The organism is Streptomyces sp. NPDC056987, assembly GCF_042673865.1.
GTDB lineage: Bacteria > Actinomycetota > Actinomycetes > Streptomycetales > Streptomycetaceae > Streptomyces.
In genome coordinates this window covers 334,170-358,838 of record NZ_JBHURV010000001.1, presented here as the reverse complement: position 1 = coordinate 358,838, position 24,669 = coordinate 334,170, and the positions used below count along the sequence as shown (strand labels likewise).

Sequence of the window (24,669 nt, the reverse complement as noted above, 5' to 3'; positions counted from 1 at the left end):
CTGTGGGCGTCATCCAAGCATGCCCTATTCTCGTACACTGTACGTAAATGACGAAGGGGGAACCATGTCATCACGCACGCACGGCCCGGTACCGAAGCCCGCCTGGGCGCCGCCCGCCGGGAAACCGCCGCTGTCCGCACGGATGATGAGGGCGACCTGGCGCCGCCTTCCGGCCCGGCGGCACGACGTCGGGTGGGAGCCGGGGCTGGTGGTGCCGGGAGCCGACGGCAGCCCGCTGATCACGGACCACTACTTCCCGCGCGCGGAGGGCGACTTCCCCACCCTTCTCGTGCGCTCGCCGTACGGCAGAGGGCTGCCGTGGTCGCCCATGTACGGCCTGCTCTTCGCCGAACAGGGCTTCCACGTGGTCCTGCAGAGCTGCCGCGGCACCGGCGGTTCCGGCGGCGCGTTCGACCTGTGGCGCAACGAACCGGCCGACGGCCGGGCCACGGTGTCCTGGCTGCGTGAACAGCCGTGGTTCAACGAGACGTTGGGGACCATCGGCCCCAGTTACCTGGGCTACACCCAGTGGGCTCTCGCCCTGGAACCGCCGCCGGAGCTGAAGGCGATGGTGGTGCAGGTGGGGCTGCACGATCCGTACGCCCTGTTCCACGCCGACGGCGTGCTCCGCCTGGAGACCGCGCTCGCCGTCGGTGCCGGCATGACGTACCAGCACCAGGGCATGGCGCCCTTCCTCAAGTCCACCCTGCGTCTCCAGCGCCGTCTGCGCGATGCCGTCGACGCGCGGCCGCTGCGCGGCGCGTACGTGCCCGCCCTCGGGGGCGAGGTCCCCTGGCTGGACGACGTGATGGGACACCCGGACGCCGGAGACCCGTACTGGCGCGGCGCCTCACTCGCGGAGGCGGCGCGGACGTGCCGCGTGCCCGTCGGGCTGATCTCCGGATGGCAGGACGCGCTGGTCGACCAGACCTTCGAGCAGTACGGCAGGCTCCGCCGGGCCGGCTGCGAGACCGCCCTGCTCGTCGGCCCCTGGACCCACGCCTCGGCACTGCAGCAGGGGTGGCCCGAGGTGTTCGCCGAGAGCCTCGCGTGGCTGCGCGCGCACCTGTGCGACGACCCCTCCGGGCTGCGTCCGACCCGGGTGCGCGTGCACGTCGGCGGCGAGGACGGCCCGCGCGATCTCGCCGACTGGCCGCCGGCCCCGGACGCCGCCTTCCCCTGGTACGCCGCTCCCGAGGGGGTACTCGTCCGGCAGCCCCCCACGGACTCCCGGCCTCTGGTCTCGTTCCGCTACGACCCGGCCGACCCCACCCCGTCCGTCGGCGGCCCCCTGCTCTCCCCCGGCGCCGGTTCCCGGGACAACGGGGTCCTGGAGGCCCGGGACGACGTCGTGACGTTCACCGGCCCTCCGCTGACCGAGCCCCTGGACGTCCTCGGCCCGGTCTCCGCGCGGCTGAGCGTCTCCACGGACACCGGTCACGCCGACGTCTTCACCCGTCTGTGCGACGTGGACGCGGAAGGCCGCTCCGTCAACGTCTGTGACGGACTGGGCCGGTTGCGGACGAGCGGGCAGGAACCCGCGCGGGTGACCGTGCCGATGAGCTCGACCGCCCACCGTTTCGCCGTCGGCCACCGCATACGCTGGCAGATCAGCGGGGGCGCCCATCCCCGGTACGCCCGCGGGCCCGGCACCGGGGAGTCACCGGTGGAGGCCACCACCTTCACACCGGTGCGCCTCACCCTCCACACCGACTCGGCGCTGGTGCTCCCCCATGGCGTCCCCCATGGTGGCGAAGCCGGCGACGTCGCGTAACCCTCTCGGCGCCCCGGGGAACGGCCCACGGGCCGGGCCCCCCGGGGCTGACGCGACGGTCAGGCGTCCTCCTTCAGGAACAGTTCGACGACGGGGACGGCCACGTCGGGGCGGATGATCGGCAGGGTGAGGGTCAGGGTGCCCGCGGGCTGGCCGCCGAGGCCGGTGGTGAGGGCCTTCACCGAGGGGTCGATCTCGCGGAACGGGATCTCCGAGGCATCGTTGAGGAGCTGCGCGTATGCGACCTTGCCGCCGAGCCCCGGCAGGTGCAGGTGCTCGAAGGGCCAGGCGAAGAGGTGGAGGTAGAGGCGGTCGCCGCGCCGGGTGTAGCGGGTGTCGGCCGGGGCGCGGAAGGGGGCGGGGCCGGCGCCGCGGATGGAGCGTTCATGGCGGCGCATCCACTCCCCTATGCCCTCCAGGGCCGTGATCGCCGTCGCGTCGAACTCGCCGCGTCCGGTGGGGCCGACGTTCAGCAGCATGTTGCCGTTGTTCGAAACACCGTCGACGAGCATCCGGACCAGGAGGTCGACGCTCTTCACGTTGACGTTGTCACGGTCGTACCCCCAGCTGCCGTTGAGGGTCTGGCACGCCTCCCACACCACGGGGACGCCGTCGGCCTCCATCGGGCGGTCGGGCTGGTACTGCTCCGGTGTGACGAGGTCGCCGGGGATGTCGAGCCGGTCGTTGACCACGATCTCCGGCTGGAGCCGGCGGGTGAGGGCGAGGAGTTCCTCCGCGCCCCAGTCCTCGGCGCCCTTGCCGTTCCACACGTCGTGGTGGTCGTCCTCCTTGTAGGAGAAGTCGTAGAAGAGGTAGTCGATGGTGCCGTACCCGGTCAGCAACTCCTCGACCTGGCCGTGCAGATAGGCCCGGTACCGGTCCATGTCCCGGCCCGCGTTGAGCCGTTCGATCTCCTCGGGCGCGTCGTCGCGGCGCGGGTGGTGGCCGTCGATGGTGAAGTCGGGGTGGTGCCAGTCGATGAGCGAGTGGTAGAAGCCGACGCGCAGCCCCTCGGCGCGTACGGCGTCGACGAACTCGCGGACGAGGTCCTTGCCGATGGGGGTGTTCATCGACGTGTAGTCGGTGAGCTTGGAGTCCCAGAGGCAGAAGCCGTCGTGGTGCTTGGTGGTGAGGACCACGTACCGCATGCCGGCCTTCTTCGCGGCGCGCGCCCACTCCGTCGGGTCGAAGAGGTCCGGCTCGAAGTGGCGGAAGTACGTGTCGTAGTCCGCGTCCGTCGTCCGCTCGCGGTTCTTCACCCACTCGTGGCGGGCGGGCAGGGAGTAGAGGCCCCAGTGGATGAACATGCCGAAGCGGTCCTCGGTGAACCAGGCGGGGACAGTCATGTCGGTCGGATCCTTCCGTGCGTACGTGGGTGGGGTGCGGAGCCGGTGGTCAGCGGCCGCCGAGGCCGCTGGTGACGATGCCCCTGACGAGGTGTTTCTGGAGGAGGACGAGGATGATCACGGTGGGCAGCATGGAGACCACCGACGCGGCCATGACCAGGTTCCACTGGCTGCCCTGCTGGCCGAAGAACGCCTGGAGGCCGAGCGGGATGGTGGCGCGGGCGTCCACGTCGTTGATGACGACGAGCGGCCAGAGGAAGGAGTTCCAGTAGCTGATGAAGGTGAAGACGGCCAGGACGGCGAGGGTCGGACGGGCGAGCGGCAGCATCACGCTGAAGAAGGTACGGACGGTGCCCGCGCCGTCGACACGGGCCGCGTCGTCCAGTTCCTGGGGGACCGTCAGGAAGAACTGCCGGACGAGGAAGGCGCCGAGGGCCGTGAACGCCCACGGCAGGATCAGCGCCTGGAACGTGTCGACCCATCCGACGCCCTGCATCATCACGTACATGGGGATGACGAGGACGTCCTGCGGGATCATCAGGGTGACCAGGAAGAGCAGGAAGACGAGGTTCCTGCCGCGCCAGCGCAGCCGCGAGAAGGCGTAGCCGCTGAACGCCGCGACGGCGAGGTTGACGGCGGTCCCGAGGGTGGCCACGAGCACGCCGTTCAGGATGAAGCGGGCGAACGGCAGATACGTGAAGACATCCGCGTAGTTCTGCCACTGGATGGCGGAACCCCACAGGGTGGGCGGGTTCGAGAAGGTCTCGGAGTCGGGTTTGAGGCTGGTCGCCACCATGTAGATGAGCGGCGCCATGAAGAGCAGGGCGATGAGGCACAGGAGCACGTAGCCGATCGCCCGCCGTACCCGCGAGCCCGCGCCGGCCCCCGGGCCGGGGCCGCTGCCGGTCCCGGCGCCGGTCCTCCGGGGGGCGGTCATGGTGCCCGCCCCGCCGGCTGTGATCGTCCGCGTACCGCTACCCATAGTGCACCCAACGCTTCTGGCCGAGGAACTGGACCGCCGTGATCCCGAGGATGATGACGAACAGCACCCACGCGCCCGCCGAGGCGAGTCCGAGCTGCTGGTTCTGGAATCCGGTGTTGTAGATGTACTGGACGAGCGTCTCGGTCGAGGTGCCCGGGCCGCCCTTCGTCAGCAGGAACGGCTGCGCGAACACCTGGAACGAGGTGATGAGCGTCATCATCGTCGCGAAGAAGACCGACGGTGAGATGGCCGGGAACTTGATACGCCAGAACGTCTGCCACGGGCCCGCGCCGTCGAGTTGCGCGGCCTCGATCAGGTTCTCCGGCACCGCGTCGAGCGCCGCCGAGAAGATGAGCATGTTGTAGCCGAAGCCCTGCCAGACGCTCATCGCGACGATCGCGAACATCGCCCACTTCTCGTCCGCGAGGAAGTTCGGCGCCTGCGCCCCCACCGTCGACCGAAGCGTCGCGTCGATCAGCCCGTCGGGCTGGTACAGCATCCGCCACACCACGACATTCGCCACGATCGGGGTCACCGTCGGGATGAAGAACAGCACCCGGAAGATCTGCCGGTGCCGGATCCGCGGGGTCAGCCAGGCCGCGAGCCCGAGCGAGATCACCAGGTTCAGCGGCACGTACAGCACCACGAACCCGACCGTGTTGAGGATGACGGTCCGGAAGACCGGGTCCGCGAACAACTGGGTGTAGTTCCCGAACCCGTCCCACGAACGCTCCCCGATCAGGGGCCAGTTCATGAAACTCACGAAGAGGGACGCGAGGATCGGGACCACCGTGAAGATCGCCAGTCCGATCGAGTGGGGCGCGGCGAACGCCGCTCCCCACCAGGAGCGCCGCGCGCCCGCCTCCTCCGTCGCCTTCGGGTCCGCCGCGTTCAGTGTGTCCGCCGCGTTCGCCGTATCGTTTCTGCCCGGCGCGTCCGCCACGCCCTTCACCACCCGACTTCTTCCGTCCTCGTCACCGGGAGGGACCGGTGACGGCACCGCCGTGCTCCTCACCGGGTGAGCTGCCCCGCGACGGACTTCATCGTCTCGGCGCCCGAGGACTGGCCGTTGACCGCCTGGATCGCGTACTGGACGAACAACTGGTTGAGCTGGTCGCTCTGCTTGTTGCCCGGCAGCGGGGTCGCGTTCTTCTGGGCCACGGTGAAGAGGGACTCGGCGCCGTCGATACCCGCGTTGTCGTACCAGGCCTTCTGGGCCGCCGTACGCGCCGGGAAGGCCCGGCCCTGCTGGGCGAGTGAGGTCAGGGTCTTCTCACCGGTCATCGTCTCGATGGCCCGGTACGCCTGCTCGGGGTACTTGCACTGCTTCGATATGCCGAAGCCGGAGCCGGCGGAGAAGCTCGAAGGACCGGAGGTGCCGGCCGGGATGGTGGTCACCCCGAGCGGGAACTTCACCTTCGCCTTCTGCTGGAGCAGCGACCAGGGTCCGTCGATGTAGAGGCCGGCCTTCTGGTCGACGAACGCGTTGTCGTCGGCCGAGCTGTCCGCGCTCGCCTGGGTCGCCTCGCCCTTCTTCACCAGTCCGGAGAGCCAGTCGAGTCCCTGGGCGAACTTCGCGTTCTCCGGGTCGAGTTGACCGTCCGAGGTGATGACCCGGCCGCCGTTGTAGCCGAGGATCATCGACTCCAGGTTGAGGTCCTCGACCGAGGAGGCGAGCAGCGGCTTGCCCGCCGCCTTGAACTTCGCGGCGGCCGCCTCGAATTCGGCGACGGTCCACCCCGGCTTCGGCGCCGCCGCGCCGACCTGCCGGAAGAGGTCCTTGTTGTAGAACATCATCAACGGGCCGGTGTCGTACGGCAGGGCGTAGAGCTTGCCGCCGACCTTCATGCCGTTCAGCGCCGTCGCGTCGAACGCCGGCAGGTCGGTGCCCGCGCTCTTGGCGTACGCGTCGATCGGGCGCAGGACGTCCGTGTAGTTCGCCGCCCGGAGGCTCTGTACGGTGACGATGCACGGCGCGCCGCCGGTGCCGAGCTGGGTACGGAGCTTGGTCCAGTAGTCGTTGAAGGGGGAGCCCTGGACCGTGACCTTCGGCCCGCCGTCCGCCCCGGCCCCGTCCGCGACCTTCTGCCAGGCCGCCTTGTCCGCCGTCCCCGAGATCCACATCGACCAGACGAGGCTGTCCTTCGACTGACTCGACGTGCCCGTGCTGGAGGAGCATCCCGTCAGTGCGAGCACCAGGGCGGCGCCCACCGCCGTGGCACTCACGCAAAGCCGTTGTTTCATTGCGACATCCACTTCATTGTGTATCGGTGCTTCACTGGGGTGGTACGGAGCCGGGTCCTTCCTCGTGCCGCGCCCATGCCGCGCCATCGGGGTAGGAGAAGGTGGTCAGGGACGTGCCGAGCATCTCGGCGCCCGCGCCGGGCGCCGACGGCGGCCAGTAGTGTCCGTCGTGGACCTCGACCGGTGTGACGAAGTGTTCGTGCAGGTGGTCGACGTATTCGAGGAAGCGTCCCTCGTCGGTGCCCGACACCGCGACGCGGTCGAACATCGAGAGGTGCTGGACGGCCTCGCACAGCCCGACGCCGCCCGCGTGCGGGCAGACGCGGACGCCGTGCTTGGCGGCGAGGAGGAGGATGGCGATGTTCTCGTTCACGCCGGCTACCCGGGTCGCGTCGATCTGGAGCACCGACACCGCCCGCGCCTGGATGAGCTGTTTGGCGACGACCCGGTTGGGCATGTGCTCGCCGGTCGCGACGGGTACCGGGGCGATCCGGCGGGCGATCTCGGCGTGGCCGAGGACGTCGTCCGGGCTCGTCGGCTCCTCGACCCACGCGAGTCCGTACGGGCTGAGGCGGTCGATCCAGTCGACGGCCTCCTCGATGTCCCACCGCTGATTCGCGTCGACCGCGATGGCGACACCGGCGCCGACGGTCTCCCGGGCGAGGCGCAGCCGTCTGATGTCGTCGTCGAGATCCCCTCCGACCTTCAGCTTGATCTGCGTGAAGCCGTCCGCGACCGCCTCGCGGCAGCGGGCGACCAGCCGTTCGTCGTCGTAGCCGAGCCACCCCGGCGTCGTCGTGTAGGCCGGGAATCCGCGCGCGAGGAGGTCACGGCGGCGCTCGGGGCGCCCCGGCTCGGCCTTGCGGAGCAGTTCCAGGGCCTCGTCGCGGGTGAGCGCGTCGCTGAGGTAGCGGAAGTCGACCAGGTCGACGATCTCCTCCGGTGACATCCCGGCGAGCAGGTCCCACAGCGGCAGCCCCGCCCGTTTCGCCCGGAGGTCCCACAGGGCGTTGACGACCGCGCCGATCGCCATGTGCATCACGCCCTTCTCCGGGCCGAGCCAGCGGAACTGCGAGTCGTGGACGAGCGAGCGCCACGTACCGCCCATGTCGGCGCAGAGCGCCTCGGCGTCCTCGCCGACGAGCCGGTCGCGCAGCGCGTCGACGGCCGCCGCCTGCACCTCGTTGCCCCGGCCGATGGTGAAGACGAAACCGGCCCCGACGTGGCCGTCCGCCGCGTCTGTGGCGATCTCGACGTACGCCGCCGAGTAGTCGGGCGACGGGTTCATGGCGTCCGAGCCGTGCTGCTCCCGTGAGGTGGGAAACCGGACGTCCCGCGTCGACACACTCGTGATCCGGCTCACTGGGGCTCCTTGTCCTGATCCATGCGCTGCTACCGCGGTAGCAAGCCAACGCCCAAGGCGTTCCGCGCATCAAAACATCGGATGTATCGACTGTCAAGGGATCAGATCTCCCCTCATTGCAGCGTTATTGAGCCGTGAACCGACACAGAGTTTGGATGAATCACCGAGGGTGTTCGACCTGCCGTACAGAGGCGCGCATACTTCAGGCCACCCCCCGGAATTCGAGGGGTGGCCTGAAGTGTGCGCGCCGGGATCAGCGGCGGATCAACGGCAGTAGGGCACCGGCGACAGGTTCTCGACGTACCGGGCGGCGACATAGCCCGGGCGTCCGTCGCCGAGGCGGTACCAGAGGCGGTTGCCGTCCACGTTCTGGCCGACGACCTTGCAGGACAGGGCGATGACCGCGCCCGGCCGGAGACCTCCGAGGTAGGCCGAGTCCGAGGTCGGCCGCTCCCGGATGCTCAGGGTGAGCCGCGAGACGACCCGCCCCTTGGGCTCGGCGGCGGGCGTCTGCGTCTGCGCGGCGGGGGACGCCTGCCCCTGCGGCGCGGGGGACGCGGCCGGAGGAGCGGGCGGGGCCGGGGCGGCCGCCGCCGGGGCGGCCGTCAGGGCCGCGGAGCCGGCGAGTGCGAGGAGCGCGAGCGCGGCAGCGGCAGCGGCACGGCTCTTGATACGGGGTGCGGACATCGTCATCCTCTTTCCCTTTTGGGCGTTACCTCCTTATGGCATGCCGGGCGGCGCGATCGCCAGGGTGCAAGGGATTCCTCACCCGGATAGGTAGCCTCACCGGGATTCTCGTCAGATCGCCTTACCGGGATTGAGGATGCCGTGCGGGTCGAACGCGGCCTTCAGCCGGTGGTGCAGCGCCACACTGTCCGGGCCGAGTTCGTCGGCGAGCCACCGGCGCTTGAGCGTGCCGACGCCGTGTTCCCCGGTGAGGGTGCCGCCGAGGCGCAGTGCGGTGGCGAAGATGTCGGAGGCGGTGGCCCAGGCCGCGTCCGGCAGTTCCGCGAGCGCCGGGTCGAGGACGAGGATGGGGTGGAGATTGCCGTCGGCGGCATGGGCGAGGGTGTAGACGGGCACGCCGTGGCGCGCCGAGATCGTCTCGATCTCCCGTACCGCCTCGGCCAGCCGGGAGCGGGGCACGGCGATGTCCTCGATGAGGGGCCGGCCCAGGCGCTCCAGGGACGGCAGCGCGAGCCGGCGCGCGGCGAGCAGGGCCTCGGCCTCGCCCTCGTCGTCGGTCAGTTCGACGGAGGTGGCGCGTCCGTGGAGGAGCGCGGCGACCCGCGCCGCTTCGGCCGCCGCGCCCGCGCCGTCGCACTGGACGAGCAGCAGCGCGCCGCCCCGGCCGCGCAGGCCTGAGCCGGTGGCCTCGTCGATGGCGGCGAGGACCGGACCGTCCAGCAGTTCGGCCATGGCCGGTTCGATCCGGGCGGCAGTGAGCGCGGTCGCGGCGTCGGCCGCGGCGGCGAAGGTGGTGAAGTACGCGGCGAGCGTCGAGGTCGCGACCGGTAGGGGCCGCAGCCGTACGGTCGCCGCCGTGATCACACCGAGCGTGCCCTCCGAGCCGGTGAGCAGCGCGGTGAGGTCGTAGCCGGTGACGCCCTTGACCGTACGGCGGCCGGTGCGCAGGAGGGTGCCGTCGGCGAGCACGGCGTCCAGACCGAGGACGCTGTCGCGGGTGACCCCGTACTTGGCGCAGCGCAGGCCCCCGGCGTTGGTGGCGATGTTGCCGCCGATGGTGGAGAGGGCGGCGCCGGCCGGGTCGGGGGCGTACCGCAGTCCGTGCGCGGCGGCGGCGCGGTCGAGATCGGCGGTGATCACACCGGGTTCGACGACGGCGAGCTGGTCGCCGGGGGCGATCTCGACGATACGGTTCATCCGCGCCAGGTCGAGGACGAGGGAGCCCTCGGGGGCGGTGGCGCCGCCGGAGAGTCCGGTGCCCGCGCCCCGGGGGACGACGGGGACGCGCAGGGCGTCGGCGTGGCGCAGCGTGGTCCGTACGTCATCGGCGTGCGCGGCGTGCACGACGGCCATGGGCTGGCCGTCGGGGCGGGCGCCGGAGCGGTCGGTGGCGTACGGGGCGGTGGCGGCCGGGTCCGTGGTGAGGCGGTCGGGGGCCAGGTCACGGGCGAGGAGGCCGAGGAGTTGGGCGGCGGCGGTGGCCTGTTCGGTGGGCTGGAGCACGGGGGGCCGGCGTACGGGGTGGTGGGGCTGGTGAGGTGGCTGGTGGGTGAGGGTCATGTGGGCTCCTCGGTCGGGTCGTCGGGCCCGGTCGGCCTGCCGGGCGGAGCGCGAGGCTCAGGGGCTGGTGCGTACGGTCCGCGAGGACCTGGGCGTACTCCTTCCGGTGGCCGACGCGGGCGGGCGGAGTGAAGGAGGACGGGGCTCAGGCGGCGGCGCGGGCCTCGCGGGAGGCGAGTTCCTGCCGTACCAGCGGCAGGACGTACCGCGCGTAGTCGATCGCGTCGTTGAGCGGGTCCCAGCCGCGGATGGACAGCAGTTCGCAGCCGATGTCCACGTAGTCGAGCAGGGCGGCGGCGACGGTCTCGGGCGAACCGACGAGAGCGGTCGAACTGCCCGCCGCGTTGGTGGCGGTGGCCAGCGGCGTCCACAGCGCGCGGTCGTGCAGATCGCCCCGGGCCGCGATGTCCAGCAGCCGCTGCGAGCCGACGTTGGCGGGCCGGCCCGCGCCCGGTGCCGGGTAGTGGTGGGCGTGCTGGTGCCGCGCGCGCTCGGCGGCGCCCTCCTTGGCCCGGCCGAGGATCCGGTGCGCCTTCTCCCAGGCCAGTTCGTCGGTGGGGGCGATGATCGGCCGGAACGACACCCAGATACGCGGCCGGGGCCGGCCCGCCGCGTCCGCGACGGCGTGGACGGCGGCGATCTGCTCGGAGGTCTCCTTCAGCGGCTCGCCCCAGAGCCCGAAGATGTCGCCCTGCTCTCCGCCGACCCGGTACGCGTCGGCCGAGGAGCCGCCGACGGAGACGGGGATGGTGCCGTGGTAGGGCGTGACGTCGGAGACGAAGTCCTCGAACCGGTAGTGGGTGCCCTCGTGCGAGACGGGCCCGTCGGCGGACCAGACCTTGCGCAGGATCTGGATGTACTCGTCCGACCGGTCGTACCGCTCGCTCTTGCCGAGGTAGTCGCCCTCACGGCGCTGCTCCTCGTCGCTGCCGCCGGAGATGATGTGCACGGCCAGCCGCCCCTTGCTGATCCGGTCCAGGGTGGCGAAGGCGCGGGCCGCGTGCGTCGGGAAGACGACGCCGGGGCGGTGGGCGAGCATCGGCTTCAGCCGCTCGGTGTGGGTGGCCACGAACTGGGCGAGCTGGAGGGCGTCGGCGGACGACGAGTGGTAGGCGACCAGTGTGTAGTCGAAGCCGCCGTCGTCCAGGGCGCGGGCGTAACGGCGGGTGAAGTCGGGATCGATGCCCCGGCCGAAGGTGGAGGTTCCGTCGAAGGTCGGGTTGGGGTGGACGGCGCTGATGAATTCGACAGGCATGGCGGGGGACTCCTGACAACTGGCCCGGAGGCGGGCGAGGTCGACGGGCGGGGTTACTTGACGGAGAGGCTGGTGTCGACGGAGTCGGCGACCTTGACGTTCGGGTCCAGGACCTTGATGCCGTGCATCGTGTCCGCGACCTTCTGGACCGCCCGCGTCACCTCGGGGGTGACCGGGACCAGTTCGCCGTAGCTCTGGCTCACGATGGTCTTCGCGACCTCGGCGGAGGCGCCGTTGTTCTTCCTGATCGCGGCGGCGTACGCGTCGGGGTGGTTCCTGGCCCACTCCAGGGCGGTGCCGAGGCGCTTGACCGCGTCCGCGAGGGCCGGCTTCTTGGCCCGGTCGGCCAGTGCCTTCTCGGATGCCCCGATGAAGCCGTAACCGCTGACGCGCCCGTCCTCGCCGTTGATGATCTCCCGGCCGCCCTGCTGGGTGGCGACCGCCTTGTAGACACCGAAGATCGCCCAGGCCTCGATCTTCCCGGCGCCGAAGGCGGCCTGCGCGTCGGTCGGCAGCAGATACTTGACCTTGACGTCGGAGTACGAAAGACCGGCCTGCTGAAGGGCGTTGGCGAGCAGGTACTCGGAGATGCTGCCCTTGGCGGAGGAGACCACGACGGTCTGCCCCTTGAGGTCCGCCACCGTCCTGATCTTCGAGTTCTTCCGCACGACGATGCCGACGGCCGTCCCGTCGTTGCGCAGCGCGGCCACCGCCTTGATCGGCACACCGCCGCTGAGCGCCTGGAGCGTGGGCAGATCGGCGGCGTACGTGGTGTCCGCCGCCCCGGCCTGCGCGGCCTGGAAGAGCGGCGCCGCACCCTCGAACTCGGCCCATTTCACCTGGTACGGAGCGCCCTTGAAGGCGCCCGAGGCATTGGCCAGGGTCTGGAGGTTCTTGGCCTGGTCGCCGAGGGTGAGGGTGACGTCGGAGGCGGCGGCCGCCGGCCCGGAGGCCGTACCGTCGCTCTCCGTACCGCATCCGGCCGTCACCAGAGCGAGGGCGGAGAGGACGAGGGCGGCGACGAGGGTACGGGTACGAGTGCGGGTACGGGTACGGATGCGGGTCATGTGAGCGTTCCTTCCAGGGATTTCGTGCCCGGCGCCGAGTCGGGGCCAGGGGCGGGGACGGCAGCGGAGGTGGCGGCCGAGGCGTCCCGTACACCGAGCCAGGCCAGCAACTGGCCGCGCAGCGCGACGAATTCGGGGGAGCCGAGACTCCGGGGGCGGGGCAGGTCCACGGTCACCTCGTGCGCGATGCCGCCCGCGTCCATCACCAGGACCCGGTCGGCCAGCAGCAGCGACTCCTCCACGTCATGGGTGACCAGGAGGATCGAGCAGCCGTGGCGCTGCCACAACTCCCCCACCAGCCGCTGCGCCGTGGCCCGGGTCAGCGCGTCCAGCGCGCCGAACGGCTCGTCGAGCAGCAGGAGTTCGGGGTCCCGCACCAGAGCCCTGGCGAGCGAGACGCGCTGTGCCTCACCGCCCGACAGCGTCTTGGGCCACACTCCGGCGCGCTGCTCGATGCCGACCTCGGCGAGCCGGCGGGTGGCGAGTTCCCGGTCCGGCCTGCCGGGCAGACCGAGAACGACGTTGCGCCACACCTTCAGCCACGGCAGCAGCCGGGGCGACTGGAAGGCGGCGGAGCGGCGGCTCGGGACGGTGACCTCGCCGCTGATCTCGTCGTCCAGCCCGGCGAGGATGCGCAGCAGGGTGGACTTGCCGCAGCCGCTCTGTCCGAGCAGGGCCACGAACTCGCCCTGCCGGATGGTGAGATCGAGTCCGTCGATGACGGTCCTGCCGTCGAAGGTCCGGGTCAGCCCCCGGATCTCCACGCTCGCGTCCGTACTCGTATGCGTACTCATCGCGTGTCCTCACGCCCCGTCGCCGTCGAAGGATGCCCGCCAGCTCAGCAGGCGCCTGGAGAGCACCCGCACGATGAAGTCGCAGATCAGCCCCAGTACCGCGTAGACGGCGAGGCAGAGCACGATCACATCGGTACGGAAGTACTGCTGGGCGTTGCTCATCAGGTAGCCGATGCCGTTACCGGCGTTGACCTGCTCGGCGAAGACCAGCGCCAGCCACGCGGTGGACAGCGCGTACCGCAGCCCGATCAGCGCGCCGGGGAGCGCGGACGGCAGGATCACGTAGCGGATCAGCCCGAGCCTGCCGAGGCCCAGCATCCGTGCCGCCTCGATGAGTTGGGAGTCGGCGGAACGGATGCCGCCGTAGATGTTGAAGTAGAGGGGGTACGTGACCCCGAGCGCCACCAGGGCGATCTTCGGGGTCTCCTCGATGCCGAACCAGACGATGAACAGCGGGATCAGACCCACCCACGGGATCGCCCGGAACATGCCCATGGAGGAGTCGATGACGTCCTCGCCCAGCCGGAACAGCCCGGCGGTCAGGGCGAGGGAGAGCGCGATCACGGCGCCGATCACAAAGCCGGTCGCGGCGCGTTTCCCGGACGCGCCGATGGCGCTGGGCAGTTCGCCGTTGGCGGTGAGGTCCCATGCCTGGCGTACGACGTCCACCGGTGAGGCGAGAACGCTCGAAGGCAGCACACCGGTCGCGCTCGCCGCGTACCAGGCGAGGAGTACCCCGACGGGGCCGCTCGCGCGCCGCGCCCACCGGGGGACGCCCGTCCCGCGCCGGGCCCGAGGTCCGGGGCGGATGGTGAGACGGGGGGCGTCGCCCGGAGGGGACGGCCGGGCCGGGCCTGCGGAGGGTGGCGGGGCGGTGCCGGGGGCGGCGTGCTCCTGCACTGACATCTCGGTTCCTCTCGGTCAGCCCGGCAGGTGGCCGGTGGCTGCGGGGCGGGCGGGGTCGGCGGACCAGGCGGACCAGGAGCCGGGGAAGAGCGCGGCGTCGGAGGCGAGCAGGCCCGCCAGTTCGGTGACCGTGGTCAGGACTCGGGGCGTCGCGGCATGGGGAGGGTGGGTGGCATGGGCGGGCATACGGTCGCCTCCGGCGGGGGTGAGGGCGTCTCGGCGGTCTCGGCGAGGGCAGCGGGCGTACGGCGGGGCCGTGCGCGTACGGCGGTGGACGCGCGTGAGGTCGGGCCGGGCGGGAGATACGGCGGAACGGCGGGTTCCCCGGAGCGGCGGGGACCCGCCAGGACCGCCGGGAGGTACGGCGGGGGCGAGGAGAACACGGCGGGACGGCGCACCCGCCCGTCCGGCCCCGCCGGACGGGCGCGGGAGACTGCACGAAACGGAACGGCACGACGCCCGCCGGACGGCGGCGGGGGCACGGGACGGGGCTCACCGAGGGAGCGGAGGGAACAGCGGGAGCCGAGGGAGCCAAGAGGGCCGAGGGAACAGAGCGATCAGGGCGCTCGCGTGACCGGACCGGACGGAGCGGTCACGCCGGCGCGAGCGATCAGGATGATCCCGGGGTTCCGCTTGATCCGGGGTTCCGGGTGTTCCCCTTGATCCGGGTGTTCCGGTTGTTCAGCGACAGCGGGCGCTGTTGACGAGGCCGAAGTCGACCACGCGGCGTTGCGTCAGTGGCGCGCCCACGGCGGCGGTCCGCCGGGCGTCGAAGGGGGTCGGCTCGACGGCTGCCCCGCGCGCAGTTCGCAACATGGCCCCAGCATGGCTGACGTACACCGCACACGTCCAACGACGATTCGCACTCATCATCGATCACGTTTCCTGATCGATCGGTGCTAGCGTGCGGCCATGGCACCCGTTCTGGACATCACCGCGCTGCGCAGTCTCGTCGCGGTCGCGGACCGCGGCGGCTTCCACCGCGCCGCCGAGGCCCTGGCGCTGAGCCAGTCCGCGGTCAGCCAGCACATTCGGCGGCTGGAGAAGACCCTGGGCCGTCCGGTGGTCGAGCGCGCGGGCCGCGGGACCCGGTTCACGGCCGACGGCGCCCGGCTGCTCGAACAGGCCCGCCGCATCATCGCCGTACACGACGAGGCCGTCCGTACGCTGCTCGGGGACGCCGGGGAGTCCGTCGTCATCGGCTCCACCGAGCACGCCGCCGACCAGATCCTGCCGCTGCTCACCGCCGCCGTGCGCGAGGCGCGGCCCGAGTGCCGGGTGCGGTTCCGGATCGACCGCTCGGCCCGGCTGGTGGAGGCCGTGGAGCGGGGTACGGTCGATCTGGCCGTGTACGTGACCGAGGCGGCGGGCACGGAAGGAACCCCGGTCGGCGGCCTGCCCCTGAGCTGGTACGCGGCGCCCGGCTGGGTGCTCCCCGAGGCACCGGCGCCGCTGCCGCTGGTGGCCGTCGAGGACCCGTGCGCGATCCGGCGCCGGGCCCTGGGCGTGCTCGCGGAACGCGCCATCCCCACCACCGTCGTCTGTGACGCGGGGTATCTCGCCGGGGTGCTGGACGCCGCGCGCGCCGGTCTGGGCGCCGCGCTGCTCGCGTCGGTCGGCCAGGGGCCCGACGGCCTGACCGAACGCCATGACCTGCCGCCGGTACCGGCGATACGGATGAGCGCGCACGCCCGGCGGGGCGCCGACCCCGTCATGGTGGCGGGCGCGGTCGCGGCGGTCAGCGCGCTCCTCTCGGCCGGCTCAGTCGCCGCCGGGGACTCCGGCCCGGCCGCCGCCCGGAGCTGAGACCGGCCGCGCGGCGCGGGCGCGGGCCCCGGCGTCCGGTGCGGTGCCGTCGTCGGCGACGAGATGGCAGGCGACCTGCCGGCCGCCGGCCGCTCCCGGCGGATACGGCAGCGTCCGCGGCTCCGGGCGCTCACTACGGCAGCGGTCCACCGCGACCGGGCAGCGGGTGTGGAAGCGGCAGCCGGGCGGCGGCGAGAGCGGGCTCGGGAGTTCGCCGCTGAGGACGATGCGCTCACGGGAGCGCTGGACGACCGGGTCGGGCACCGGTGCGGCGGAGAGCAGCGCCTGCGTGTACGGGTGCTTGGGCGAGGCGAACAGCTCGGCGGTCGGGGCCAGTTCGACGATCTCACCGAGGTACATCACGGCGATCCGGTCGGCGAGGAACTCCACGGCCGCGAGATCGTGCGTGATGAAGAGACAGCCGAAGCCCCGGTCGCGCTGGAGGTCGGCGAGCAGGTTGAGGACGGCCGCCTGGACGGAGACGTCGAGCGCCGAGGTCGGCTCGTCGGCGATCAGCAGATCCGGGTCGACGGAGAGGGCACGGGCGAGGGAGACGCGCTGCCGCTGGCCGCCGGAGAGTTCATGGGGATGCCGGTCGATGTGCTCGGGCCGCAGCCCCACCTGGGCGAGGAGCCCGGCGACCCGTGCGCGGGCGGCCTCGCCGCGGGCGATGCCGTGGAGGCGCAGCGGTTCGGCGACGATCCGGCCGACGGTCATCCGGGGGTCGAGCGAGGACGACGGATCCTGGAAGACGAGATGGAACTTCTCGCGCAACGGCCGCAGGGCCCGGCGCGAAAGGCGCGTGATGTCGGTCCCGTTGATCCGTACGGTCCCGGAGGTCGGCTCGTCGAGCCGTACGGCGCACCGCCCGACCGTGGACTTCCCGCTCCCGGACTCCCCCACCAGGCCGAGGACTTCGCCCCGGGCGACGGTGAGGGTGACCCCGTCGACGGCGCGGACCGTGCCCCGGCCCGCCGGGAAGTGCCGTGTCAGGGAGGTGAGTTCGAGGACGGGTGGGGTTTCTGCCGTACGCCGCGTACGTTCCGGGCGGGCGCCCCGGGCCGAGGTGACCGGATCGGTTGTCACGCGCTCTCCTCCTCGCCGGCGGGCGGGTCATCGGTACCGGCCGCCGCACGGGCCGGGTGCCGGCAGGCGACCAGGTGGTGCGGGGCATCGGGCTCGGGCCGGAAGGCGGGCCGGGCCTCCGTGCACCGGTCGTCGGCGCGGGCGCAGCGCGGGGCGAAGGTGCAGGCATCCGGTTGTTCGTCCAGGCTGGGCACGAGTCCGGGGATCTCCGTCAGCCGGCGCTTGACGGCCCTGTTCTCCGCACGGACTCCCCCACTCACACCCGCCCCCACACCCACCGCACCCACACCGGCACCCGGTCGCAGCACCGCGCCCAGCAGCCCCTCCGTGTACGGGTGCCGGGGCGCGGCGAACAGCTCGTGCACCGGGGCCTGTTCGACGGCGCGGCCCGCGTACATCACCAGCACCCGGTCGGCGGTGTCGGCGACGACGCCGAGGTCGTGCGTGATCAGGACGATCGCCGTGCCGAGCCGCTCCCGCAGGGAGTGCAGGACCTCCAGGATGCCCGCCTGGACGGTGACGTCCAGCGCGGTGGTGGGTTCGTCGGCGATCAGCACCCCGGGGTCGCAGGCCACGGCGACGGCGATCATCACGCGCTGCCGCATGCCGCCGCTGAGCTGGTGCGGGTACTCCCGGGCGCGCCGGGCGGGGTCCGGGATGCCGACCAGTTCGAGGAGTTCCACGGCCCGGTCCCTGGCCCGGCGCCTGCCGAGCCCCTGGTGTCCGCGCAGCACTTCACCGATCTGCCGGCCGACGGTGAGGACCGGGTTGAGCGAGGTCATCGGCTCCTGGAAGATCATCGCGATGTCCTTGCCGCGTACCTTCCGCAGTTCCTTGTCCGGCGCGCCCGCCAGCTCCCGGCCGCCGAGCCTGATGGAGCCGGTCACTGTCGCGGTGGGCGGCAGGAGGCCCATGACGGCCAGCGAGGTGACGGACTTGCCGCACCCCGACTCCCCCACCACGGCGAGGACTTCACCCGGTGCGAGGTCGAACGAGACGGAGTCCACGGCGTGTACGGTCCGGGTGGAGTCGGGCCCGCCTCCCGCGTGGCCGGTGCGGAACGCCACCGACAGGTCACGCACGCTCAGCACGGGCGGCGGGCTCATCGGGTGCCTCCCCGGGGGTCGAGGACGTCGCGCAGCCCGTCGCCGAGCAGGTTGAAGGCGAGCGTCGCGGCGACGATCGCCAGCCCGGGGAAGACCGCCAGCCAGGGCGCGGGGGCGAGGAAGGGCTGGGCGCCGGAGAGCATCACGCCGAGCGAGGGTTCGGGGGGCTGGACCCCGAGGCCGAGAAAGCTGAGCAGGGCCTCGCCGATGATGGCGGTGGGGATGCCGACCGTGGCCTGGACGAGAAGCGCGGAGGACGCGTTGGGCAGGATGTGGCGGCCGAGGACGGTGGCGTCGCCGCCACCGTTGGCCACCGTCGCCGCCACGTAGTCGGTGTGTTTGAGCCGGAGCGTCTCGGCGCGGCTGATCCGGATCACGGCGGGGATCTGCGCGATGCCGATGGCGATGGTGGCGTTGGTCAGCGAGGGGCCGAGGACGGCGGCGAGACCGACCGCCAGCACCAGGAAGGGGAAGGCCAGCATGGTGTCGGTGAGCCGGGAGACCGCGCTGTCGGCGAACCGGCCGTAGTACCCGGCGAGCAGGCCGAGCGGCACGCCGACCGCGAAGGCGAACGCCACCGCGACCACGCCCACCTGGAGCGAGGCGCGGGCGCCGTACATCATGCGGGAGAGCTGGTCCCGCCCGAGGTCGTCGGTGCCGAGCCAGTGCGCGAGCCCCGGCGGGGCCAGGGCGTCGGTGAAGTCCGGCCGGGCCGGGTCATACGGGGCGATCAGCGGGGCGAGGAGTCCGGCGAGCACGAACACCGCGGCGATGACGGACCCGGTGAGCGCGAGCCGGTTCGCCCGCAGGGCCCGCGCCCGGGGACCGTACGCCAGGGCCCGCGCGGCTCGTACCGCCGTGGCCCGCGCGGCTCGCACCGCTGTGGCCCCGGCGGCGGCCGGCCCGCGCGCCGTACGGACGGATGGGGTCACCGGGCACCTCCGAGCCTGATCCGCGGGTCGATCACCGAATACACCGTGTCGACCAGCAGGTTGATGAGGATGTACGCCGTGGCGGTGCACAACACCACGGCCTGGAGGGTCGCGTAGTCGCGGGTGAAGACGGCGTCGATGGTGAGTTTGCCGAACCCGGGCAGGACGAAGATCTGCTCGGTGACGACGGCGCCGGAGATGAGATGGCCGAGCTGGAGACCGAGCACGGTCACCACCGTGACGAGTGAGTTGCGCAGCGCGTGTCCACCGATGACCTGGCGTTGCGTCAGACCCTTGGCGCGTGCGGTACGGACGTAGTCGGCGGAGAGCGAGTCGAGCATGGCGGCGCGGGTCTGGCGCATCACGACCGCCGCGAGTCCGGATCCGAGCACGATCGAGGGGAGCACCATACGGCGCAGGTTGTCGAGCGGATCGGTGGTGAACGGCACGTATCCGGAGGCGGCGAAGACCGGCAGGGCGACCGCGAAGGCGAGCACCAGCACCATGCCGAGCCAGAAGGTGGGCACGGAGAGCCCGAGCAGGGCGATGGCGTTGGCGAGCCATTCCTCGGGCCGGCCGCGCCGTACGGCGGCGACGACCCCCGCCCCGATGCCGATGACGACGGCCAGCAGCAGGGAGAGCGCGGCCAGTTCGAGGGTGACGGGCAGCGCCTCGGTGATGGCGTCGGCGACCGGGAGTCCGGTACGGGAGGAGGTTCCCAGGTCACCGGTGAGGGCGCGTCCGAGGTAACGCCCGTACTGGACGGCGATGTTGTCGTCGAGTCCGTAGCTCTCCCGGACGGCGGCCAGCGCCTCGGGGCTGCGCTCCTCCCCGGCGAGGGCGACGGCGGGGTCGCCGGGCAGGGCCCTGATGCCCGCGAAGACGACGACGCTGACGAGGAAGAGGGTGATCAGGGACTGGCGCAGCCGGGTGAGCAGATAACGCGTCATTGGACGTATCCGGCGGTCGAGACGCGGACCAGTCCGTCGCCGTAGATCCGCAGCCCCGCGACGCCCTTGCCGGCGACGGCGTAGTTCTTCTGCCGGTAGACGTAGACGAGGGCGTGTTCGGCGTTCACCCGGCGCGTCAACTCCTCGTATATCGAGGCTCGTTCGCGGAGGTCGGCCTCGGTGCGGCCGCGGGCGATCAGCTCGTCGATCCGGGGGTCGGAGAGTCCGTACGCGTTCATCGCGCCCTGGGTCCTGAGGAAGCTTGCGATGTTGCCGTCCGGGTCGAGCCGGCCCGACCAGCCGCTGGTGAAGGCGTCGTACGCGCCGTTGTCGGTCTCCTCCAGCAGCGTGGCGTACTCGGTGGGGCGCAGTGTGACGGCGAAGCCCGCCTCCTTGGCCATGGCTTGGACGACCTGGCCCAGCCGGCCGGACTCCGGGGTCGTGGAGACCTTCAGCTCCATCCGTACGGGCGTCTTCACCCCGGCCTCGGCCAGCAGTTGTCCGGCCCGTTCGGCGTCCCGCTTCGGGCACTGCTCGGGCCGCACGCCGGGGGCGATGGCGGAGCCGGGTGAGATGGGGCCGCAGGCCGGTTCGTACATGCCCTGGAAGACGACCTTGTTGATCAGCTCCCGGTCGAGGGAGAGGGCGAACGCCTCGCGGACCCGGACGTCCCGGGCGAGAGGGGTGTCGATCGGCCCCGGTTTCTCGCCGAGCCCCTTCACGTTGCCGACGTTGAGGCCGATGCCCTGGTAGCCGAGGGACGGCGAGTTGAAGACCTGGAGCTTCGGCTCGGTCAGCGCGCCCCGGACGTCGACGGGGGCCATCTGGTCGCCGACCTGGATGTCGCCGGAGCGCAGATTGGCGAGGCGTACGGTGCCGTCGGGGATGGGCCGGTAGATCACCCGGTCGAGATGGACGCGGTCCGCGTCGTAGTAGCGGGGGTCCTTGCGGAGCACGATCCGGTCACCGCCGACCCGCTCGACGAAGCGGAACGGCCCGACGCAGGACGGGTTGTTGGTGAAGTCCTTGCCGTATGTCCGCAGCGCCGCCGGGGACATGACCATCCCGGACCGGTCGGCGAGGACCCCGGTGAGCGGCACGTACGGCTGCTTGAGGGTGATGCGTACGGTGTCGGGGCCGGTGGCCTCGGCCCGTTCCAGCGGGGCGAGTTCGGTGGCGCGGGCGGAGCCCGGCAGATCGCGGTGGCGCAGCAGGGAGCCGACGACGGCGTCGGCGTCGAGCCGGGTGCCGTCGCTGAACCGGGCGTCGCGGCGGACCCGTACGGTGACGGTCAGGCCGTCCGCCGAGACATCGGGCAGGGCGGTGGCGAGCTGCGGGACGATCGTGCCGTCCTGGTCGATGTCGTACAGCTTCTCGCACATGCCGGCGAAGACGGTGCGCCCGACGAGGGTCTGGGCGAGGCTCGGATCGAGTTTGTCGGGGTCCGAGTTGAGGGCGACGGTGAGCGTGCCTCCGTCGCGTACGGGCCGCTCGTCGGTCATCCGCACCCCGCCGACCTCGGTGGCGGAGGACTGGAGCGAGGCGCAGCCGGAAAGAAGCACCGTCAGAGCGACGGCGGCGGTCCCAAGAGGTGTACGGCGCACGAGGTTCTGCCTCCCGCCAGGAGCCGATCAAGGAATACCGACGACCGTATTTCGCATACAGACCCACGACAAGAGCGATGTCCGTGCTCCGCCGGTGATTTCCATGAAGATCGGGTTACCCGGGGCGGCAATTCGGGCGCCGTCCCCCATTCGGACGTGGCATGGGGCGCCCGGTCCACCTCGATCGCCGGTAGGCCGGGCGGGACTTCCCCCGCCCGGCCTACCGGCGGTCGAGGTAGGCCAGGCCCGGGTGCACGGCCCGGTAGCCGTCCAGGAGCCGGTGCGCGACGCCGACCGAGTCCACCAGCGGGTGCAGCGCGAAGGCCGCGACGGCCGAGGCGCGCGAGCCGCTCTCGGCGGCGGCCAGCACCTCGCGCTCGACCGCCTTGACCGCGCAGACCAGGCCGGTGGCGTGGTACGGCAGCGGGGCGACGGTGACGGGGTGGGCGCCGTTGCCGTCCACCAGGCAGGGCACCTCGATGACGGCGTCGGCGTCGAGCGCCGCGAGGGTGGACCGGTTGCGGACGTTGAGGATGAGTGTGGTCCGCTCGTCGCGGGCGACGGCCCGCATCAGCGCGAGGGCGACCTGCTCGTAGCCGCCGGACTCCAGGTCGTCGTCGTCCCGCTCGCCGGCCCCCGCGGCCTCGCGGTTCTCCGCCATGTACGTGGCCTCCCGCTCGGCGCGGGTACGGTCCCAGGTGCCCAGCGCGGGGGCGCCGGGGCGGGCCACCTCCTCGTAGAAGCGGGCCTGCTGGTCGCGGAGGAAGGCGCCGCGGGTCTGCTCGGCCTGCTGGTAGGCGAGGACCGCCTCGCGGTTGAAGTAGTAGTAGTGCAGGTACTCGTTGGGGATGGCGCCGAGCGAGCGGAGCCAGTCCGTGCCGAAGAGCTTGCCCTCCTCGAACGAGCCGAGGGCGTCGGGGTCGGCGAGCAGCCGGGGCAGTTCGTCGCGGCCGTCGACGCGCAGTCCGCGCAGCCAGCCCAGGTGGTTGAGGCCGACGTAGTCGATCCAGGCACGGTCGGGGTCGGCGCCGAGCACCCGGGCGACCCGCCGTCCCAGTCCGACCGGCGAGTCGCAGATACCGATGACGCGGTCGCCGAGGTGGCGGGACATGGCCTCGGTGACCAGCCCCGCCGGGTTGGTGAAGTTGATGACCCAGGCGTCCGGTGCGAGGCGCGCCACCCGCCGGGCGATGTCGACGGCGACGGGCACGGTGCGCAGCCCGTACGCGATGCCGCCCGCGCCGACCGTCTCCTGGCCGAGGACGCCCTCGGCCAGCGCGATCCGCTCGTCGGCCGCGCGTCCTTCGAGCCCGCCGACGCGGATGGCGGAGAAGACGAAGTCGGCGCCGCGCAGCGCCTCGTCGAGGTCGGTGGTGGCGGTGACGGCGGGGGCGTCGGGAATGCCCGCGGCCTGTTCGGCGAGGACGCGGGCGATGGCGCCGAGCCGGCCGGCGTCCAGGTCGTGGAGGGTGACGTGGGTGACCCGCCCCTCCGCGTGGTCGCCGAGGAGGGCGCCGTACACCAGAGGAACCCGGAACCCGCCGCCGCCGAGAATCGTCAGCTTCACACCCGCACCGCTTTCACACGTTGGTCACCGTTACGGGACCATCTTCGCGCCCCGGCGCCCGGACGGCAGGGTCAGCACCAGATACACCGCGGCCGCGGCGACCAGCCCCACCGCCCAGCCGTAGTCCGCGAGCGGCTTGAGCAGGGGGATCAGCCCGTCCTCGGGGAACGGGCCCTTTCCGGGGAGGGAGTGGGAGCCGCCCACCGCCAGCACCCCGCCGACGGCGAAGGCGGCCACGGCCCGCGGGTTCCAGCCGCCCGCGTACCAGTACCGTCCGCCCGGCCGGTAGAGGTCGGCGAGGTCGAGGACGGTGCGCCGGACGATCCAGTAGTCGGCGATCAGGATGCCGGCGACCGTACCGAGCAGTCCGCCGACCAGACCCAGCCAGGTGAAGATGTACAGCTCGGGTGTGGCGGTGAGCTTCCACGGCATGACGAGGACGCCGATGACGCCCGTGATCAGCGCGCCCGTACGGAAGTTGATGCGTTTCGGGGCGAGGTTGGCGAGGTCGTAGGCCGGTGACACGACATTGGCGGCGATGTTCACCGAGATGGTCGCGACCAGCACGGTCACCAGCGCGAAGACCAGCCCGAAGACGTTGTCCGTCTTCGCCGCCAGCTCGACCGGGTCCCAGACGGCGGCGCCGTACACCGCCTGGGATCCGGAGGTGACGAAGACCGAGAGCAGCGCGAAGAGCGTCATCGTCGTGGGCAGCCCGAGCGCCTGGCCCCGGATCTGGGCCCGCTGGCCCGCGCCGAACCGGGTGAAGTCGGGGATGTTCAGCGACAGGGTGGACCAGAAGGCGATCATCCCCATCAGGGACGGGAAGAAGACGGGCCAGAACTCGGCGCCCCAGCCCAGCTCGGACGGCTGGTCGAGCAGCGGGCCGAGGCCGCCCGCCTTGACGGTGATCCAGACCAGCAGTACCAGCGCGCCGACGATCACGAACGGCGCCGCCCAGTTCTCGAACCGCCGCAGGGTGTCCATCCCCCGGTAAATGATGGCGAGTTCGAGCGCCCAGAAGAGCAGGAAGCAGAGCCAGAGCGTCCAGGGCTGGCCGCCGATCCGGGACGCGTCCGTCCAGCCACCGAAGATCTTGCCGAGCAGCACGAAGATGCCCTGCCCGCCGATCCAGGTCTGGATCCCGAACCACGCGCAGGCGACGGCGGCCCGGATCAGCGCGGGCAGATTGGCGCCGCGCAGCCCGAAGGAGGCGCGGGCGAGCACCGGGAAGGGGATGCCGTACTTGGGTCCCGCGTGCCCCGTCAGCAGCATCGGGAGGAGCACGATCACATTGGCCAGGGCGATCGTGAGGACCGCCTGCTTCCAGTCCATGCCCAGGGTGACCAGGCCGGACGCGAGCAGCCAGGACGGGATGTTGTGCGCCATGCCGATCCAGAGGGCGGCGAAGTTGTACGTCGTCCAGCGGCGCTCCGCCACCGGGACGGGCAGCAGATCGGCGTTGACGAAGCGGCTGTCCTCGGGGACCGCGCCGGGCGGCAGCTCGACGCGGCCCCGCGGGTCGCCTATCGGTCCTTCGGCGGAGGGAGCGGGCGGTACGGTCGCGGTCATGACGGCGGGACCCTTCGTTCGAGGGCGGATGTCGGGGACGTCGAACGAGGCCGTGCGGGCGGCGGGTT

General features: G+C 71.9%; 22 protein-coding genes. 2 read left to right on the top strand and 20 right to left on the bottom strand.

What is annotated here, in order from left to right:
- The first annotated feature begins 145 nt into the window (after positions 1–145).
- The gene (locus ACFTZC_RS01595) at positions 146–1,774 is read left to right on the top strand and encodes a CocE/NonD family hydrolase (RefSeq protein ID WP_382886016.1); all 1,629 of its coding nucleotides are present in this window, start codon (positions 146–148) and stop codon (positions 1,772–1,774) included.
- Positions 1,775–1,833: 59 nt separating this feature from the next.
- Here the strand turns inward: ACFTZC_RS01595 and ACFTZC_RS01590 are convergent, their stop codons facing one another.
- The 13 genes from ACFTZC_RS01590 to ACFTZC_RS01530 all read right to left on the bottom strand — a co-directional run bounded on the left by ACFTZC_RS01590 (position 1,834) and on the right by ACFTZC_RS01530 (position 14,794).
- Positions 1,834–3,120, bottom strand: a complete 1,287-nt coding sequence (locus ACFTZC_RS01590) for an alpha-L-fucosidase (RefSeq protein ID WP_382885734.1) — start codon at positions 3,118–3,120, stop codon at positions 1,834–1,836.
- 49 nt (positions 3,121–3,169) lie between these two features.
- A complete protein-coding gene (locus ACFTZC_RS01585) occupies positions 3,170–4,057 on the bottom strand; it encodes a carbohydrate ABC transporter permease (RefSeq protein ID WP_382885732.1) in 888 nt (295 codons plus the stop codon).
- 37 nt (positions 4,058–4,094) lie between these two features.
- Positions 4,095–5,102: a carbohydrate ABC transporter permease gene (locus ACFTZC_RS01580; protein WP_382885730.1), complete on the bottom strand. Its 1,008-nt coding sequence runs from the start codon at positions 5,100–5,102 to the stop codon at positions 4,095–4,097.
- Between the two features lie 11 nt (positions 5,103–5,113).
- Entirely contained in the window at positions 5,114–6,328 is a 1,215-nt protein-coding gene (locus tag ACFTZC_RS01575; RefSeq protein ID WP_382885728.1) for an extracellular solute-binding protein, read from the bottom strand.
- 49 nt (positions 6,329–6,377) lie between these two features.
- Positions 6,378–7,709, bottom strand: a complete 1,332-nt coding sequence (locus ACFTZC_RS01570; RefSeq protein WP_382885727.1) for an enolase C-terminal domain-like protein — start codon at positions 7,707–7,709, stop codon at positions 6,378–6,380.
- Positions 7,710–7,973: 264 nt separating this feature from the next.
- On the bottom strand, positions 7,974–8,396 hold the full coding sequence (locus tag ACFTZC_RS01565) for an SH3 domain-containing protein (RefSeq protein ID WP_382885725.1): 423 nt from the start codon (positions 8,394–8,396) through the stop codon (positions 7,974–7,976).
- 111 nt (positions 8,397–8,507) lie between these two features.
- The gene (locus ACFTZC_RS01560; protein WP_382885723.1) at positions 8,508–9,956 is read right to left on the bottom strand and encodes an FAD-binding oxidoreductase; all 1,449 of its coding nucleotides are present in this window, start codon (positions 9,954–9,956) and stop codon (positions 8,508–8,510) included.
- Positions 9,957–10,101: 145 nt separating this feature from the next.
- On the bottom strand, positions 10,102–11,211 hold the full coding sequence (locus tag ACFTZC_RS01555) for an LLM class flavin-dependent oxidoreductase (RefSeq protein ID WP_382885722.1): 1,110 nt from the start codon (positions 11,209–11,211) through the stop codon (positions 10,102–10,104).
- A gap of 53 nt (positions 11,212–11,264) precedes the next feature.
- Positions 11,265–12,278 (bottom strand): ABC transporter substrate-binding protein, encoded by a 1,014-nt coding sequence (locus ACFTZC_RS01550; RefSeq protein ID WP_382885720.1) that lies wholly within the window; start codon positions 12,276–12,278, stop codon positions 11,265–11,267.
- The gene (locus ACFTZC_RS01545) at positions 12,275–13,072 is read right to left on the bottom strand and encodes an ABC transporter ATP-binding protein (RefSeq protein WP_382885718.1); all 798 of its coding nucleotides are present in this window, start codon (positions 13,070–13,072) and stop codon (positions 12,275–12,277) included. The genes ACFTZC_RS01550 and ACFTZC_RS01545 overlap by 4 nt, the downstream gene beginning before the upstream one ends.
- 9 nt (positions 13,073–13,081) lie before the next feature.
- Positions 13,082–13,978, bottom strand: a complete 897-nt coding sequence (locus ACFTZC_RS01540) for an ABC transporter permease subunit (protein ID WP_382885716.1) — start codon at positions 13,976–13,978, stop codon at positions 13,082–13,084.
- A 15-nt stretch (positions 13,979–13,993) separates the two neighbouring features.
- Complete coding sequence (locus tag ACFTZC_RS01535; protein ID WP_382886037.1) at positions 13,994–14,164, bottom strand: hypothetical protein; 171 nt, start codon at positions 14,162–14,164, stop codon at positions 13,994–13,996.
- Between the two features lie 495 nt (positions 14,165–14,659).
- On the bottom strand, positions 14,660–14,794 hold the full coding sequence (locus ACFTZC_RS01530) for a hypothetical protein (protein WP_382885715.1): 135 nt from the start codon (positions 14,792–14,794) through the stop codon (positions 14,660–14,662).
- 96 nt (positions 14,795–14,890) lie between these two features.
- Between ACFTZC_RS01530 and ACFTZC_RS01525 the strand changes: the two genes are divergently transcribed.
- Positions 14,891–15,784 carry a LysR family transcriptional regulator gene (locus ACFTZC_RS01525; protein WP_382885713.1) on the top strand — a complete coding sequence of 298 codons (894 nt, stop codon included), beginning with the start codon at positions 14,891–14,893 and terminating at the stop codon, positions 15,782–15,784.
- Here ACFTZC_RS01525 and ACFTZC_RS01520 read toward each other — a convergent pair.
- The 7 genes from ACFTZC_RS01520 to ACFTZC_RS01490 all read right to left on the bottom strand — a co-directional run bounded on the left by ACFTZC_RS01520 (position 15,740) and on the right by ACFTZC_RS01490 (position 24,601).
- Entirely contained in the window at positions 15,740–16,777 is a 1,038-nt protein-coding gene (locus ACFTZC_RS01520) for an ABC transporter ATP-binding protein (RefSeq protein WP_382886014.1), read from the bottom strand. The two genes, ACFTZC_RS01525 and ACFTZC_RS01520, sit on opposite strands and share 45 nt — an antisense overlap.
- Before the next feature lie 89 nt (positions 16,778–16,866).
- A complete protein-coding gene (locus tag ACFTZC_RS01515; protein ID WP_382885711.1) occupies positions 16,867–17,976 on the bottom strand; it encodes an ABC transporter ATP-binding protein in 1,110 nt (369 codons plus the stop codon).
- Positions 17,973–18,812: an ABC transporter permease gene (locus ACFTZC_RS01510; RefSeq protein ID WP_382886012.1), complete on the bottom strand. Its 840-nt coding sequence runs from the start codon at positions 18,810–18,812 to the stop codon at positions 17,973–17,975. The genes ACFTZC_RS01515 and ACFTZC_RS01510 overlap by 4 nt, the downstream gene beginning before the upstream one ends.
- Before the next feature lie 92 nt (positions 18,813–18,904).
- Positions 18,905–19,858: an ABC transporter permease gene (locus tag ACFTZC_RS01505; RefSeq protein WP_382885709.1), complete on the bottom strand. Its 954-nt coding sequence runs from the start codon at positions 19,856–19,858 to the stop codon at positions 18,905–18,907.
- Entirely contained in the window at positions 19,855–21,462 is a 1,608-nt protein-coding gene (locus tag ACFTZC_RS01500; RefSeq protein ID WP_382885708.1) for an ABC transporter substrate-binding protein, read from the bottom strand. Before ACFTZC_RS01500 ends, ACFTZC_RS01505 begins: the two co-directional genes overlap by 4 nt.
- Before the next feature lie 220 nt (positions 21,463–21,682).
- Positions 21,683–23,029 carry a 6-phospho-beta-glucosidase gene (locus ACFTZC_RS01495; RefSeq protein ID WP_382885707.1) on the bottom strand — a complete coding sequence of 449 codons (1,347 nt, stop codon included), beginning with the start codon at positions 23,027–23,029 and terminating at the stop codon, positions 21,683–21,685.
- A 30-nt stretch (positions 23,030–23,059) separates the two neighbouring features.
- Positions 23,060–24,601 carry an NCS1 family nucleobase:cation symporter-1 gene (locus tag ACFTZC_RS01490; RefSeq protein ID WP_382885705.1) on the bottom strand — a complete coding sequence of 514 codons (1,542 nt, stop codon included), beginning with the start codon at positions 24,599–24,601 and terminating at the stop codon, positions 23,060–23,062.
- Between the last annotated feature and the right edge of the window lie 68 nt (positions 24,602–24,669).